Source organism: Paenalcaligenes hominis (genome assembly GCF_011927625.1).
In the GTDB taxonomy this organism is placed as follows: domain Bacteria; phylum Pseudomonadota; class Gammaproteobacteria; order Burkholderiales; family Burkholderiaceae_B; genus Paenalcaligenes; species Paenalcaligenes hominis.
In genome coordinates this window covers 686,080-701,358 of sequence record NZ_JAATIZ010000001.1, presented here as the reverse complement: position 1 = coordinate 701,358, position 15,279 = coordinate 686,080, and the positions used below count along the sequence as shown (strand labels likewise).

Genomic DNA, 15,279 nt, shown 5'->3' with positions numbered 1-15,279 from the left:
AAAACTATAGTTATTTTAATCACACGACATGATGGCGTCGTCTGTATGTTATAGGCGTCCTAAATGCTCCAGCACTGGCCCAACTGCAAAAAACGAGCCAAATACTAAAATTCTATCATTAACTGTAGCCAGACCTTGTGCTTTTACAAACCCTTGCACCATGGAATCAGCAGTTAAAATTTCAATTTTTGTTAAGTCGACTTGGTTCAGCACAGGACGCACTTTGGGGCCACTTGCGTTTTCGGCTGGAGCAGTTGGTATTCCTGCATCCACTGCCTCGTGTAAAGCGTGCGCTAATTGTTCAGCCGACAAAGCACGTGGCCCTGTCAAAGGGGCACAGATCCAAAGATCCACCGAAGGCAATAAACGCTGTAACACAGCCTTAACGTCTTTATCTTTAAACATGCCCACCACGGCAATGGTTTTAGACCCAGGCGAAAACGGCATTTGTTGTAAATTTTGTGCCAAAGCACCGGCCGCGTGCGGATTGTGTGCCACGTCTAAAATAACCATAGGCTCGCCGGGCAAAATTTGCATACGCCCTGGCACGACGGCACGCAACAGCCCTTCTCGTATCGCGCTAGCTGGTACGACCAACTGAAAACGCAGCGCTTCGAGTGCTGCCAGCACCGCCGATGCATTAAGTAACTGATTCACACCACGTAAGGCTGGATAGGCCAGCGCAGAACGACGCTGCTCTCTTCCTGCAAACCCCCATTGCTGCGCATCGCCCGAATAGTTAAAGTCCACGCCAAACTGCCACAAATCGGCACCAATTTGCTGCGCGTATTCACTAATTTTGACAGGCGGTACGGGATCAGAACAAATAGCGGGTTTACCAGCACGGAAAATATGCGCTTTTTCCCAGGCAATCTGCTCTCGATCGTTACCTAAATACTCAATATGATCGATATCAACGCTAGTAATAATACTGCAGTCCGCATCGACCAGATTAACGGCATCGAGGCGCCCACCCAAGCCGACCTCTAGCACCATCACATCCACATTTGCCTCGGCGAATACCAATAATGCCGCTAAGGTGGAAAACTCAAAATAACTTAGGCTAATCTGACCACGAGCTGCCTCAATGCGTGCAAACTGCCTTGTGATAAGGGCGTCGTCAGCATTGACGCCATTAAGACGAATACGTTCGTTGTAATGCAAGAGGTGCGGTGATGTATATAACCCTACTTTGTACCCAGCTGCTAACAGTATGGCCTCTAGCATAGCGCACGTGGAGCCTTTGCCATTGGTGCCGCCCACGACTATTTTCACCCCAGGTAGGTCAACTACATGTAATCGGGCTGCTACCGCCTTGATACGGTCTAGGCCCAGATCGATTTCCTGGGGGTGTAGCGTTTCTAGATGGCTGAGCCATTGAGTTAGGCTGCTGTGTTCGTCTAAGACAAGTTGAGTCATGATATCGAAGTAAACAAAAAAAAGCGGTAGGCGCCCATAATAGCACCTACCGCGCAGAATAAAACGACTTAATGCTATTTACGACGTGCCGGGGGTATATCCGTACACGCCCCTAACGAAGCCGCGGCTGCCATACCTACAGATTCGCCCAGAGTTGGATGGGGGTGAATGGTACTGGCAATATCAACTTGATCAGCGCCCATCTCGATGGCTAAGGCAATTTCACTGATTAAATCACCGGCACCCACGCCCACAATACCACCACCAAGAATCCGCTTGGTTTCGGCATCAAAGAGTAGCTTGGTAAAACCTTCGTCGCGATTGTTAGCAATAGCACGACCAGAAGCTTGCCAAGGGAATAAGCCTTTTTCGATGGCTATACCCTGTGCTTTTGCCTCGTCTTCGGTGAGGCCCACCCACGCGACCTCGGGATCGGTATACGCCACGGATGGGATAACGCGAGCATCGAAGAACGACTTCTGGCCAGCAATGACTTCTGCCGCCACATGGGCTTCGTGTACTGCCTTGTGTGCCAACATGGGCTGACCCACAATATCACCAATAGCGTAGATATGCGGTACATTCGTACGCATTTGATTATCGACGGCGATAAACCCACGCTCGTCGACTTGGACGCCGGCTGCATCGGCACCAATTTTCTTGCCATTTGGAATACGGCCTACGGCTTGCAGTACTAAGTCGTAGCGTTGCGGCTCTGATGGTGCACCCTCGCCTTCGAACTGCACCCATATACCGTCTTCTTTGGCTTCAGCGGATACTGTTTTGGTATTTAGCATAACAGCATCAAACCGGTGTTTGTTCATGTTTTGCCAAACTCGAACCAAATCACGGTCAGCGCCCTGCATTAGGCCAGACTGCATTTCCACTACATCTAAGCGAGCCCCTAGCCCGGAGTACACCGTTCCCATTTCTAAGCCAATAATGCCGCCCCCAATAAGGAGCATTCGTTCTGGCACCGATTTGAGCTCAAGTGCTCCAGTGGAGTCCACAACGCGGTCATCGTCAGGCAAAAAGGGTAAATGAACGGCTTGACTACCAGCGGCGATAATGGCGGATTTAAAATTCAGCGCGATCTCACCGTCATCACTTTTGACGTGTAATTGATGAGGACCAGTAAAACGCCCAACTCCCGTTACGACGTCTACCTTGCGGGCTTTTGCCATGCCAGCCAGACCCGTAGTGAGTTTGTTGATGACTTTGTCTTTGTAACCACGCAGTTGGTCTAAATCGACGCGGGCATCACCAAAATGAATGCCCTGATCTTTCAAGCTTTGGGCTGCCTCATAAACGCCTACTGTATGCAGTAACGCTTTAGAAGGAATACACCCTACATTTAAACAGACACCGCCCAAGGTGCTGTAGCGCTCGACTAAAGCCACCTTTAAACCTAGGTCTGCGGCTCTAAACGCCGCTGAATATCCTCCTGGGCCTGAGCCAAGCACCACCACATCATACGCATCGCCAGAGGGAGCCGTCGCCGTTGCCGTAGCACCGGCTGATGCGGATGCGCTTGTGTTAGCTGCAGAATCCGTGTCAGTAGACGGAGTCATCTCTGCGTTAGAGGCAGTACTTGCTTCGCTGCTTTCAAGACGAATCATCACTGTACCTTCAGTGACTTGGTCTCCTACCTTAACCAAGACCTCGGTAACGGTGCCTGCGTGAGAGGAAGGTATTTCCATGGAAGCTTTGTCAGATTCAACAGTAATCACGCTTTGATCGACGGCGACCTCATCGCCAACCTGAACTAGCACCTCAATCACATCGACCTGGTCAAAGTCACCGATGTTGGGTATCACAATATCTTGTGCACTCATAGTCTGCTCCTTTAGAGGACGATGCGACGGAAATCAGCCAGCAACTGGCCTAGATACGCGTTAAATCGTGCCGCAGCGGCGCCATCAATAACACGGTGATCATAGGATAACGACAAAGGCAACATCAGACGTGGCTCAAAGTCTTTGCCATTCCAAATGGGCTGCATGCTTGAACGGGACACGCCTAAAATCGCAACCTCTGGGGCATTGATAATAGGGGTAAAGTCCGTGCCACCAATGCCGCCCAACGAGGAAATCGTGAAACATCCACCTTGCATTTGTGCCGCTGACAATTTGCCATCTCGCGCTAACGCCGCCAACTCGCCTGTTTCGTTGGCAATTTCCATAATACCTTTTTTATCGGCATCTTTAATGACTGGCACCACCAACCCGTTAGGCGTATCGGCAGCAAACCCGATATGGAAATACTTTTTCAAAACGAGGTTATCGCCGTCTAGCGAAGCATTGAACTCGGGGTATTTTTTCAAGGCGGCGACACAAGCTTTAATAATAAAAGCCAGCATGGTTAAACGCGTTGATGCACCGGATTTTTTACCCTCTGCATTTAACTGCTGACGGAACGCTTCTAGCTCCGTAATATCGGCCAAGTCGTTATTGGTGACATGAGGAATCATGACCCAATTACGGTGTAAATTAGCCCCTGAAATTTTCTTGATACGCGATAGCGGCTGGGCCTCTACCTCGCCAAAGCGACTGAAGTCCACCTTGGGCCAAGGTAATACCTGAAAATCACCCGACACCGTGGCTGCGGATGCACCACCTGCAGCGGCAGCCCCACCCGCTAAAGCTTGTTTCACAAAATTGCGTACATCATCAGGCTTAATACGGCCTTTACTGCCTGTACCCGTTACGAGATTTAAATCTACACCTAGCTCACGGGCAAATTTCCGTACCGATGGTGAGGCATGCGGCAAATTGCGTAGCGGCACATTGGCATCAGCAAACGATGAGGTCGGTGATTGACGTTGCGGCGGCACAGAAGCCATTTCACCCGCTGTGGTACTGACTACCGCAGGCGCTGCCGTTTTGGTGGACTCGGCAGGGGCAGACTCAGCTGGTTTAGACGCAGCAGCAGCCTGTGATGCAGCAGCGGCTTTAGGGGCTACATTGGCTTTTTTGTCGGACGACACACTAACAGTTAACTCAAGCAAGTCAGCCCCTTGTGACACCTTATCACCCACTTTCACAAGGACTTTTTGTACAGTACCTGCGTGAGTAGAAGGAACCTCCATAGAGGCTTTTTCTGTCTCAAGCGTAATAATGCTTTGGTCAACTTCGATTTGGTCACCGGCCTCGACTAAAACCTCTATCACATCCACATCGTGTGCATCACCGATGTCGGGCACCTGTACCACAAAGGTCTGCGTACTGTCTTCGGTGCGTGTAGGTTCACTTTGTTCTGCTGCGGCAGCTGTAGCGATTGGCGCAGCGCTTTGTTCGGAGGTGGTCTCGGTGGGAGCGGCCGCGGTGTCCGCTGCACCTAACTCAAGAATTAAAGAGCCTTCACGTACTTTGTCACCTAATTTCACGCTGATGGATTGCACTACGCCAGCATGAGAAGAAGGAATTTCCATAGAAGCTTTATCGGACTCAACCGTAATTAGACTCTGATCGACGTCAACGCTATCGCCTTCTTGAACTAAGATTTCAATAACATCTACATCCTCATCACTACCGATATCGGGAACAATGACTTGAATTGTTTCACTCATGATTATCTCCCCAATTAAACGTGATGTGGGTTAGGTTTATTTGGATCAATCGTGTATTTGTCCATGGCCTCGACCACTTTATCCATGCTGATTTTGCCTTCATCGGCTAAGGCTCGTAACGCACTTAATACGACAAAGTGACGATCTACCTCGAAGTGTGAGCGTAGCTTGGAGCGGAAATCGGAACGGCCATAACCATCGGTACCCAATACACGATAAGTGCGATCCTCTGGCACAAAAGCACGGATTTGATCAGCAAACGTCTTGATGTAATCAGTGGATGCCACAATAGGACCTTCGGTTTGTAGCAACTGTTGTGTCACGTATGGCACAGGAATATCTTTAGCCGTAGGATTTAGCAATGCATAGCGCTCGCAATCTAAGCCTTCGCGGCGTAGCTCGGTAAAGCTCGTCACGCTCCAGACATCGGACCCAATGCCCCAGTCTTTGGCCAATAAGTCTTGCGCTGCAATCACTTCACGCAAAATCGTGCCTGACCCCATCAACTGAACACGGTGCTCACCTTCGACGGATTTAAATTTGTACATCCCACGCAAAATGCCTTCCTCGTCGCCGTCTTTGAGGCCAGGCTGTGCATAGTTTTCATTCATTAGCGTTAGGTAGAAATACACATCCTCTTGGTTTTCTACCATGCGGCGTAAGCCATCCCGTAAGATGACGGCCACCTCGTGCGCAAACGTAGGGTCATACGACACACAGTTGGGGATCACAGAAGCTTGAATGTGGCTTTGACCGTCTTCGTGCTGTAAGCCTTCGCCATTTAACGTGGTGCGTCCCGCTGTACCACCTAATACAAACCCACGCGCTTGCATATCACCTGCTGCCCAAGCCAAGTCACCAAAACGCTGGAAACCAAACATGGAGTAGTAGATGAAGAACGGAATCATGATGCGGTTATTGCTGGAGTATGACGTCGCCGCCGCAATCCATGAGCTAAATGCACCTAATTCATTAATGCCTTCTTGGAGTAACTGCCCATTTTCGACCTCGCGGTAATACATCACCTGATCTTTATCGACCGGGGTGTATTTTTGACCTTCGGGAGCATAAATACCAATTTGACGGAATAAGCCTTCCATCCCGAACGTACGGGACTCATCGGCTAAAATAGGCACGACGCGTGGGCCGAGTTGTTTGTCACGCAACAATTGGTTGAGAAAACGTACAAAAGCCTGCGTGGTAGAAATTTCTCGCCCTTCAGCGGTAGGCTCTAAAATAGCTTTAAAGGCACCTAACTCGGGTGTAGGCAAGTGCTCGTCAGCTTTGACTCGACGCTTGGGCAAGTAGCCCCCTAAAGCTAAACGGTGCTCGTGCAAATATTTCATCTCGGGAGAATCCGGTGCAGGCTTAAAATAAGGCACCTCTTCGAGACGATCATCCGGAATAGGAATATTGAAACGATCGCGGAATTCACGAATGGATTCCACATCTAAACTCTTTTGCTGGTGAGTGGGGTTTTTGGCTTGACCCACTTGCCCCATGCCATAGCCTTTAATGGTTTTAGCTAAAATCACCGTAGGCTGACCCGTATGTTTAGTGGCAGAATCAAACGCCGCAAACACTTTATACGGATCGTGACCACCACGATTTAAGCGCCAGATGTCCTCATCGCTCATGCGACTGACCATTTCTAGCAATTTAGGGTGTTTACCAAAAAAGTGCTCGCGTACATAGGCACCATCATTGGCCTTATAGGCTTGGTACTCGCCGTCAATGGTGTCTTCCATAACCTGACGCAAGATGCCTTCCTTATCACGCGCAAGAAGGGGATCCCAATACCCGCCCCAAATTAACTTAATGACGTTCCAGCCACCACCACGGAATACCCCTTCGAGCTCTTGGATGATTTTACCGTTGCCACGCACAGGACCATCAAGACGCTGCAAATTGCAGTTCACTACAAAAATGAGGTTATCCAGATTTTCGCGAGCGGCTAAACCAATGGCACCTAAAGACTCGGGCTCATCCATCTCGCCGTCACCTAAAAACACCCACACCTTGCGATGCGAGGTGTCTGCAATACCGCGCGCGTGAATGTATTTTAAGAAACGCGCCTGATAGATACCCATTAGAGGGCCTAAACCCATGGAAACCGTGGGGAACTGCCAAAAATCTGGCATTAATTTCGGGTGTGGATACGAAGATAAGCCTTTGCCATCTACCTCTTGGCGGAAATTATCTAACTGCTCTTCGTTAAGACGTCCTTCGAGGTAAGCACGCGCATACATACCCGGTGAGGTGTGACCTTGGAAATAAACCAAATCACCGCCCTCGCCGTTTGCGTCAGCCTTCCAGAAGTGATTTTGGCCACATTCAATCATAGTGGCAAGTGAGGCGAACGAAGCAATGTGCCCACCCAATGACCCGCCATCAGGCGGTGTGACTTGGTTGGCTTTCACTACCATTGCCATGGCGTTCCAACGTATATAAGAGCGAATACGTTCTTCTAGTACGGGATCACCAGGATACTTGGGCTCGAGTCCTACTGGAATTGTGTTCACATAAGCGGTATGTGGAGAATAAGGAATTCGAGAGCCTGAGCGTCGCGCCACATCGGTCAAACGCTCAATAAGATAATGGGCTCGGGCTGGACCTTCACGGTCTAAGACTGCTTCTAAAGCCTCTAACCACTCTTGGGTTTCTAGGGCTTCATCATGACTTTCATTTGCCGAGTTGGGTACTTGATCTAGAGAGGACATAAAGCGTGTCTCCATGAGAATGAATATGAAGTCCGTATCAACAAGTCTTAACTGATTATTTTCACTATACCTTGTTATGTGCCACGAACCGCAAACACAAAACCATTAGCAGGATTATGTTTCAGTTATTCTAGGAAAGAAAACCTAAAGGCTCAAGCAAATTTTCATTTTATGATACGTGTTTTCACAATGTGAAAAAAGCACGGCAACCATTTCCCTGCAATTCCGCTTACAATACGGATTGGTCTTTATCTATGCTGCTATGCCTAATCATTCTAAAAAGTCGTTAATTCCGACCACCTTCTACGAGCAAGCTCGACAAAATCGGCGGGGCTTTTACTGGTTAACGCCTGTTATTGTGCTTGTCTTATACTTATGCGTAATGGGCGCTTTCTTTTGGTTGCAACGGCTCCAAAATGACAGCGTGATGTTTGTTACCATCGATCAAGAAATACGCCAGCAACGATTGTTCTTAGTCGTGCTAGCGCTGTCGCTTGTTATTATATTTAGCTTGCTGGCGCTCTGGCGTTATACGCGGTTTCGTTCTCATGCCGAAGCCGCCCTCATTGCAGAGACAGGCTTTAGGCGCGCTATGGAAAACTCCATGTCTACCGGTATGCGCGTGTTTGATATGTATGGTCGCATTGCTTATGTCAATCCCGCTTTTTGTCGCATGATTGGCTGGAATGAAGCAGATCTAATTGGGCGCACAGCCCCTTTTCCCTATTGGTTAGCGGGTCGCCACCAACAGCATGAAGACATTCTTGAGCTACTTATGTCAGGGCGCACCCCCAGCAGTGGGCTCGAGCTAGAGGCTCAGCGCCGAGACGGTTCGCGTTTTACAGCCCGTATGTATGTATCACCGCTGCGGGCACCAAATGGCGAGCAAATTGGCTGGATGACCTCCATGACGGACATCACCGAACCCAAACGTATTCGTGAGGCCCTCACCGCCGCGCACGAACGCTTTATGACGGTACTCGAAGGCTTAGATGACGCCATCTCTGTGGTGGCGGATACCCCAGAAGGTCTAGAGCTACTCTTTGCAAATCGTACCTACCGTCGTATTTTTGGCGCGCAGGCAAATGGTCATGCTGAACTAATGGGCGGACGCTTAGGTCGGTTTACGGATGAAACCGTTGAGCTTTTTTCATTATCGGCGCAACGCTGGTTCGAGGTCCATCATCGTATGTTGGCATGGACAGATGGACGACGTGTCCGTCTTCAAGTGGCACGCGACATTACTGAGCGTCGCGAGCACGAAGAAGCCTCTCGGGTGCAACAAGAAAAGGCCCAGCTAACTAGCCGCCTAACGACCATGGGAGAAATGGCATCCTCGTTGGCCCACGAGCTAAACCAACCGCTTACGGCTATTAGCAATTACAGTATGGGTGCAGTCGCTATGATAAAATCAGGGCGTTACAACCCTGACACACTAGTGGAAGCATTAGAAAAAGCCGCTCATCAGGCCGAACGCGCTGGCAAAATCATCAGCCGAATTCGCGAGTTTGTAAAACGCAGCGAGCCGCGGCGTCAACAAGTTCCGTTTCTGCCTATCTTAGAAAATGCTGTCGCGTTTGCAGACATTGATGCCCGTAAACGGCAAATAAGCCTAGAGCTTAGCTTGCCTGATCCATTGCCTGACGTCTTTGCTGACCCAATTCTTATCGAGCAAGTTTTATTAAATTTACTTAAAAACGGCATTGAAGCCATGGAGGACAGCGACTATCCTATTTTGCACGTTTATGTTACCCCCCAAGATGGTGACATTGTAGAAATAGCAGTGGTTGACCGAGGCTATGGCCTAAAAGATCCAGAACGTCTTTTTGAGCCGTTTTACAGTACAAAAAGCGAAGGTTTAGGTATGGGGCTAAACATTTGTCGAACCATTATCGAGTCCCATCATGGCCGATTATGGGCTACCGATAATCCAGAGGGTGGCACAATTTTCCGTTTTACCCTCCCTTGCGCTAAGCCCGCAGACCCAAGCCATCTCACTACTCACAACGAGGAGATTTAAGCATGAGCAGTACCCAATTAGCTTGTACTATTTTTATCGTAGATGATGATGAGGCCGTCCGTGACTCGTTGCGCTGGTTGCTTGAGGCCAACGGCTACCGAGTGAAATGCTTTTCCTCGGCAGAAGAATTTTTACAACATTACGACCCCGAACACATCGGCGTGCTTATTGTGGACGTGCGCATGCCGGGAATGAGCGGTCTTGAACTGCAGGAAACGCTCATTGCCCGTAAATCTACTCTACCCATGGTGTTTATTACGGGACATGGCGATGTGCCTATGGCAGTTACCACCATGAAAAAGGGTGCCGTCGATTTTCTTGAAAAGCCATTTAACGAGGCAGACTTACGCACCATCGTAGCACGCATGACTGATCAAGCCATCGAACAGGCTTCTCAAGCTGCTCAACTACGTAGTCACGAGGCGGTGTTATCTCGCCTTACCGCGCGCGAGCAGCAGGTACTTGAGCGCATCGTTGCAGGCCGCCTCAACAAACAAATTGCCGGTGATCTAAATATCAGTATCAAAACGGTAGAGGCGCATCGTGCCAATATCATGGAAAAACTTGAGGTCACTACAGTGGCCGACCTTATGAAAATAGCTTTAGCTAAAACGGGAGAAAACTAATATGAGTTCTAGCAGTGCGCGTCTTATAGATGGTAAAGCCTTAGCGCAGCGCGTTCGATCCGAAGTCGCCGAGCGTGTCACACAACTCAAAGACCAAGGTATTACACCCGGCCTAACCGTAGTATTAGTAGGTGATGATCCTGCTTCACACGTCTATGTGCGAAATAAAGCGTTAGCTTGTGAACAAGCCGGCATGAATTCGAACATTATTCGCTTAGCTGCTGATACCACACAGGCCGACCTGCTCGAACTCATCCATCAACTGAATCACGACAGCTCTGTCCATGGCATTTTGGTCCAGCTGCCCTTACCGGCCGGACTAGACGAACACGCTGTCATTGAAGCGATTGATGCCAATAAAGATGTAGATGGCTTTCATATTAGTAATGCAGGCTTATTATTGACAGGCAAGCCATTATTTCGCCCCTGTACGCCGTATGGGGTAATGAAAATGCTAGAAGATGCTCAGGTTTCCTTGCGGGGAGCCGAAGCCGTTGTTGTAGGCGCTAGCAATATCGTTGGCAAACCCATGGCTTTATTACTACAAGCCGAAGGGGCTACCGTCACCCTCTGTAACAGCAAGACCAAAGATCTTCGCGCTCACACATTACGTGCCGACATCCTTGTGGTTGCGGTGGGCCGTCCCCATATGATTACAGGTGACATGATAAAACCTGGTGCTACGGTGATTGATGTAGGTATTAATCGTCTAGATAACGGCAAGCTAGCCGGTGATGTGGACTTTGATTCTGCTCGCGCTGTGGCAGGTGCTATTACACCAGTACCAGGGGGCGTTGGCCCTATGACCATCGCTATGCTTTTGGTTAATACCGTCGAAGCCGCTGAACGTCTTTTAACCCATTAAATTCAAACGAGTTGTAGATTATGACTAACCCTTTGTTAGCTCCGATTGACCAATTAATTGACTATGCTGCTATTGAGGCCGCTCATATTGAACCGGCTATTAAGCAGTTGCTGGCGCAAGCTCGGTCCGCCGTCGATACCATTGCAAGCCAATCAACAGCCACCTGGGAGTCAACCGTACCGGCCCTGCATGACGCAACCGAGCAGTTGTGGCGCGCTTGGACTATTGTTGGTCATCTCAACTCTGTCATTAACAGCCCCGAGCTACGCGAGGCCAAAACGCAATGCTTGCCATTGATTACTGAGTTTTCAACCTGGCTGGGTCAGCATCATGGTCTCTACCAACAGTACGTGTCTTTGGCTCAAGCCCCTGCTTTTGCCAACTACAATGCTGAACAAAAACGCACCATTGAATTGGCTTTGCGCGATTTTCGTCTGGGGGGTGTAGAGCTCCAAGGCCAAGACCGCGTACGCTACGGGGAAATCTCTGAACAACAAGCGCTTTGCTCGCAGCGCTTTTCAGAAAATGTGCTCGACAGCATGGATCAATGGTCCTTGTATATCACAGACATTGATCAACTTTCTGGTATCCCTGCAGACGTCCTGTCGGCCTTTGCCGAAGCCGCTGCGGCAGAGCAAAAAGAGGGCTGGAAAATCACGCTAAAGATGCCCAGCTATTTGCCAGTAATGCAATATGCTGACAACCGAGAGTTACGCCACACGCTTTACAAAGCCTATGCAACGATTGCATCGGATCAGGCCGAAAAGCCCGAGTTGGATAACTCACGTGTTATTGAAGACCTCTTAGCTTTACGTGCCGAAGAAGCGCAGCTATTGGGCTACAACAGCTTTGCTGAGCTACGCCTAGAAACGCGCATGGCAGATAGCGCCGACGAAGTCATTCGTTTTTTACACGATTTGGCTCAGCGTGCGTTACCTTTTGCACGTCAAGACTTAAATCAGCTCACTGCATATGCGCAGACCTTAGGCATCACCTCGTTTCAACCTTGGGACGCGGCCTATGTATCAGAAAAATTACGCCAAGCCCAATATAACTACTCAGAAGATGAGGTCAAGCAATACTTTACCGAACCACAGGTATTGACTGGGTTATTTGATGTGGCCCAGACCTTATTTGACGTGCGCATTCAAGCTGCCACCCTTTCCACCTGGCACCCAGATGTACGCGCTTACGAGGTGTTTAATGCCCATGATCAACGTATTGGGTATTTATATATTGATTTATACGCTCGCGCCGGCAAACAGGGTGGGGCCTGGGTTAATAGCGAACGGAGTCGGCGTCGAACCGCAACGGGCTTACACTTACCCGTCACCTATTTAATCTGTAATTTTAGTTCGCCTCAAGACGGCAAACCAGCCTTACTCACTCATGATGATGTCATCACGTTATTTCATGAAAGTGGGCACGCTTTGCATAATTTGCTTTCCACCGTAGATGAGCCAGATGTCTCTGCGTTTGCAGCGGTTGAGTGGGACGCGATCGAGCTGCCCTCGCAATTCATGGAAAACTTTTGCTGGGAATACCCCGTGCTCACAACGCTCTCATCCCATGTCAACACGCACGAGCCCCTGCCCTTTGACCTCTATCAAAAACTATTAGCTGCTAAAAACTTCCAAAGCGGCATGCAAATGGTGCGTCAAGTCGAGTTCGCTTTATTTGATATGCTAGTGCATCATCAAAAGCAAGGCTTAGCCATTAGTGAAGTACTCGCTACGCTTGATCAAGTTCGCAAAGAGGTGGCGGTTATTCTTCCCCCAGAGTGGCATCGCTTCCCGCACGCTTTTTCTCATTTATTTGCTGGTGGTTATGGTGCCGGTTATTACAGTTACAAATGGGCAGAGGTCTTATCAGCCGATGCCTACGCCGCGTTCGAGGAAAACGCTGACCTCCTCGAAGACGGCAGTCGTAATACTTTAGACGCCGTCACAGGGCGCTTATTCCGTGACGAGGTATTGGCCATCGGGGGGGTACGTCCTGCTGCCGAAAGTTTTTACGCCTTCAGAGGCCGCCAGCCATCACCTGAGGCCTTATTACGTCACAGCGGGCTTGCCGAAACAACGGTTTAAACACCATGAAACGAATACTGGCTTCTCTTTTTCTCTTACTGGGTCTAAGCCTCGCACAGGTGGGGCTGGCAAACTCGCAGATTCATGCTGTACGCGGCTTTATGCCCGACCTTAAATTCACCTTAATTTCGGCGCACAAACCCGAGTTCACTGAAAAAGATGTACGGGGCAAAGTCGTATTAATGTTTTTTGGCTATGCCAATTGCCCTGACATTTGCCCTACTTCCATGGCACAGCTTGCGGATGTAATGGAAAAATTAGGTAATGATGCAGAAAAAGTACGCATCTTATTTGTTAGTGTGGACCCACACCGTGACACAGCGCCTATGCTGCAAGAGTACGTGGAAAACTTTGATGACCGTTATGCGTTAGGCTTAACAGGAACGCCACAGCAAATTGCAGACTTAGCCCGACGCTACCGCGTCGCCTATCAGATAGAAAAACCACGAGGTGACAACCCCAATGCCTACGAGGTCTCGCACAGTCGCGGCGTATACTTTTTTGACACCAAAGGCAAAGCCCGCTATTTGGCTTCCGACTCCGAGGAAGTGGAAGCCTTAGTGGAAAAGGTGCGCAGCTTGCTTTAGGTGTGGTTTTGGGCTGCGTCACGCAATGCGGTGCGTAGCCCTTCTTCAATAACGGGGTGATAAAACGGCATCGCTAACATCTGCTTGATGGTTAACTGCATTTGTAAGCTCCATGCTAATAAATGCGCTAGGTGTTCAGCAGCAGGCCCTACCATTTCTGCCCCTAAGAAACGCTGACTTTGCTTATCTGCGTAGACCCGTAACAACCCCGCGTTTTTTAATAAAATACGTGACCGGCCTTGGTTAGCAAAATCCACCGCACCAATGCGTATTTGGCTCGACTCGAGCTCAGCATAGCTCTGACCCACTTTTAAGATCTGTGGCTCACTAAATACAATGGCTAAGGGTGCGCGACGGTCTATGGTTTTTGGCTTTTGGGGCCAGTGGGCCGCATTCAACCCAGCTTGGTAGCCATCATCGGTGGCTTCGTGAAGCAATGGGTGTAAGGCGTTCACATCCCCAGCAAAAAACACAGGGGTATGGGTGATATTGAGCGTGTCTTTATCAAATTGCGGCATGCCTTTGTCATCGAGCTGTGCTGAGGTGTTTTCCAGACCGAGGTTGGCTATGTTGGGCTTGCGCCCTGCTGCACTGAGCACAAAATCGGCTTGCACCTGATGCGCTTGACCTTGGCGCCTGTAATGCACAATGACTTGGTCGCCACTGAGCTCTGTACCCGTCACCTGAGTATCAAGCTCTAGCTGCACGGTTTGCCCAACTATTCGTTGCGCATAGCTAAGAACTTTAGGGTCGCTGATACCGGCAATACGCTGACCACGATTTAATACAGTGACCTCAACGCCTAGGCGTTGCAGCGCGATGCCCAGCTCAAGACCAATGACACCAGCCCCCACCACCACAATGCGCTTGGGCAGGTCTTGCCAATAAAATACATCGTCGGTTTGCACCAACCTATCGCCGGCATCGAGAAGCTCCTTGGGAACGAACGCCGAAGAGCCTGTCGCTAAAACCACGCTATTAGTAGTAATGCACGTGTGATCGTCAACCTGTACCGTATGGTCATCAAGCAGCTTTGCTCTACCTTTAAGCTTGTCCTGGGCAGGAAATGAGTCGATATCATTAAGCACAAAGCTGACAAAGCGATCGCGCTCATCCCGCACACGCTGCATGACCGCTTTGCCATCCACCTGCATAGATTTAACGTTAATCCCAAATTTATGACTCTGTGCAACGGTGGCCGCAGTATCTGCTGCTGCAATAAGAAGTTTTGACGGCATACAACCAACCCGAGCGCACGTTGTGCCGTACTGATCGGCCTCTATTAATAACACTCGTTTATTGGCCTTCTTAGCTGTTTTGTATGCTGTCATGCCCGCCGTACCTGCACCAATGACGACAACATCCACCTCGCGTTGTTGCATAAGTC

The 15,279-nt window shown here is 49.6% G+C and carries 10 protein-coding genes; 5 read left to right on the top strand and 5 right to left on the bottom strand.

What is annotated here, in order from left to right; genetic code table 11:
* Positions 1 to 48 precede the first annotated feature (48 nt).
* The 4 genes from folC to aceE all read right to left on the bottom strand — a co-directional run bounded on the left by folC (position 49) and on the right by aceE (position 7,707).
* Positions 49 to 1,419, bottom strand: a complete 1,371-nt coding sequence (gene folC / locus GGR41_RS03360) for a bifunctional tetrahydrofolate synthase/dihydrofolate synthase (RefSeq protein WP_167660636.1) — start codon at positions 1,417 to 1,419, stop codon at positions 49 to 51.
* Between the two features lie 74 nt (positions 1,420 to 1,493).
* A complete protein-coding gene (lpdA, locus tag GGR41_RS03355) occupies positions 1,494 to 3,254 on the bottom strand; it encodes a dihydrolipoyl dehydrogenase (protein ID WP_167660635.1) in 1,761 nt (586 codons plus the stop codon).
* 11 nt (positions 3,255 to 3,265) lie between these two features.
* Positions 3,266 to 4,987 (bottom strand): dihydrolipoyllysine-residue acetyltransferase, encoded by a 1,722-nt coding sequence (aceF, locus tag GGR41_RS03350; protein WP_167660634.1) that lies wholly within the window; start codon positions 4,985 to 4,987, stop codon positions 3,266 to 3,268.
* Positions 4,988 to 5,001: 14 nt separating this feature from the next.
* A complete protein-coding gene (aceE, locus tag GGR41_RS03345) occupies positions 5,002 to 7,707 on the bottom strand; it encodes a pyruvate dehydrogenase (acetyl-transferring), homodimeric type (protein ID WP_167660633.1) in 2,706 nt (901 codons plus the stop codon).
* Positions 7,708 to 7,969: 262 nt separating this feature from the next.
* Between aceE and GGR41_RS03340 the strand changes: the two genes are divergently transcribed.
* The 5 genes from GGR41_RS03340 to GGR41_RS03320 are packed head-to-tail and all read left to right on the top strand — an operon-like array spanning position 7,970 to position 13,892.
* Positions 7,970 to 9,727 (top strand): PAS domain-containing sensor histidine kinase, encoded by a 1,758-nt coding sequence (locus GGR41_RS03340; protein WP_167660632.1) that lies wholly within the window; start codon positions 7,970 to 7,972, stop codon positions 9,725 to 9,727.
* A gap of 2 nt (positions 9,728 to 9,729) precedes the next feature.
* Positions 9,730 to 10,353: a response regulator transcription factor gene (locus tag GGR41_RS03335; protein ID WP_077733192.1), complete on the top strand. Its 624-nt coding sequence runs from the start codon at positions 9,730 to 9,732 to the stop codon at positions 10,351 to 10,353.
* 1 nt (position 10,354) lies between these two features.
* Positions 10,355 to 11,218: a bifunctional methylenetetrahydrofolate dehydrogenase/methenyltetrahydrofolate cyclohydrolase FolD gene (folD, locus tag GGR41_RS03330; RefSeq protein WP_167660631.1), complete on the top strand. Its 864-nt coding sequence runs from the start codon at positions 10,355 to 10,357 to the stop codon at positions 11,216 to 11,218.
* A 17-nt stretch (positions 11,219 to 11,235) separates the two neighbouring features.
* Complete coding sequence (locus GGR41_RS03325; RefSeq protein WP_167660779.1) at positions 11,236 to 13,305, top strand: M3 family metallopeptidase; 2,070 nt, start codon at positions 11,236 to 11,238, stop codon at positions 13,303 to 13,305.
* Between the two features lie 5 nt (positions 13,306 to 13,310).
* The gene (locus GGR41_RS03320) at positions 13,311 to 13,892 is read left to right on the top strand and encodes an SCO family protein (RefSeq protein WP_167660630.1); all 582 of its coding nucleotides are present in this window, start codon (positions 13,311 to 13,313) and stop codon (positions 13,890 to 13,892) included.
* Here GGR41_RS03320 and GGR41_RS03315 read toward each other — a convergent pair.
* A complete protein-coding gene (locus GGR41_RS03315; protein ID WP_167660629.1) occupies positions 13,889 to 15,274 on the bottom strand; it encodes a dihydrolipoyl dehydrogenase in 1,386 nt (461 codons plus the stop codon). The two genes, GGR41_RS03320 and GGR41_RS03315, sit on opposite strands and share 4 nt — an antisense overlap.
* Between the last annotated feature and the right edge of the window lie 5 nt (positions 15,275 to 15,279).

Excerpts from the sequence above, each read along its gene's own strand:
- folC (WP_167660636.1), bottom strand. The coding sequence starts at position 1,419 with ATGACTCAACTTGTCTTAGACGAACACAGCAGCCTAACTCAATGGCTC.
- lpdA (WP_167660635.1), bottom strand. The coding sequence starts at position 3,254 with ATGAGTGCACAAGATATTGTGATACCCAACATCGGTGACTTTGACCAG.
- aceF (WP_167660634.1), bottom strand. The coding sequence starts at position 4,987 with ATGAGTGAAACAATTCAAGTCATTGTTCCCGATATCGGTAGTGATGAG.
- aceE (WP_167660633.1), bottom strand. The coding sequence starts at position 7,707 with ATGTCCTCTCTAGATCAAGTACCCAACTCGGCAAATGAAAGTCATGAT.
- GGR41_RS03340 (WP_167660632.1), top strand. The coding sequence starts at position 7,970 with ATGCCTAATCATTCTAAAAAGTCGTTAATTCCGACCACCTTCTACGAG.
- GGR41_RS03335 (WP_077733192.1), top strand. The coding sequence starts at position 9,730 with ATGAGCAGTACCCAATTAGCTTGTACTATTTTTATCGTAGATGATGAT.
- folD (WP_167660631.1), top strand. The coding sequence starts at position 10,355 with ATGAGTTCTAGCAGTGCGCGTCTTATAGATGGTAAAGCCTTAGCGCAG.
- GGR41_RS03320 (WP_167660630.1), top strand. The coding sequence starts at position 13,311 with ATGAAACGAATACTGGCTTCTCTTTTTCTCTTACTGGGTCTAAGCCTC.
- GGR41_RS03315 (WP_167660629.1), bottom strand. The coding sequence starts at position 15,274 with ATGCAACAACGCGAGGTGGATGTTGTCGTCATTGGTGCAGGTACGGCG.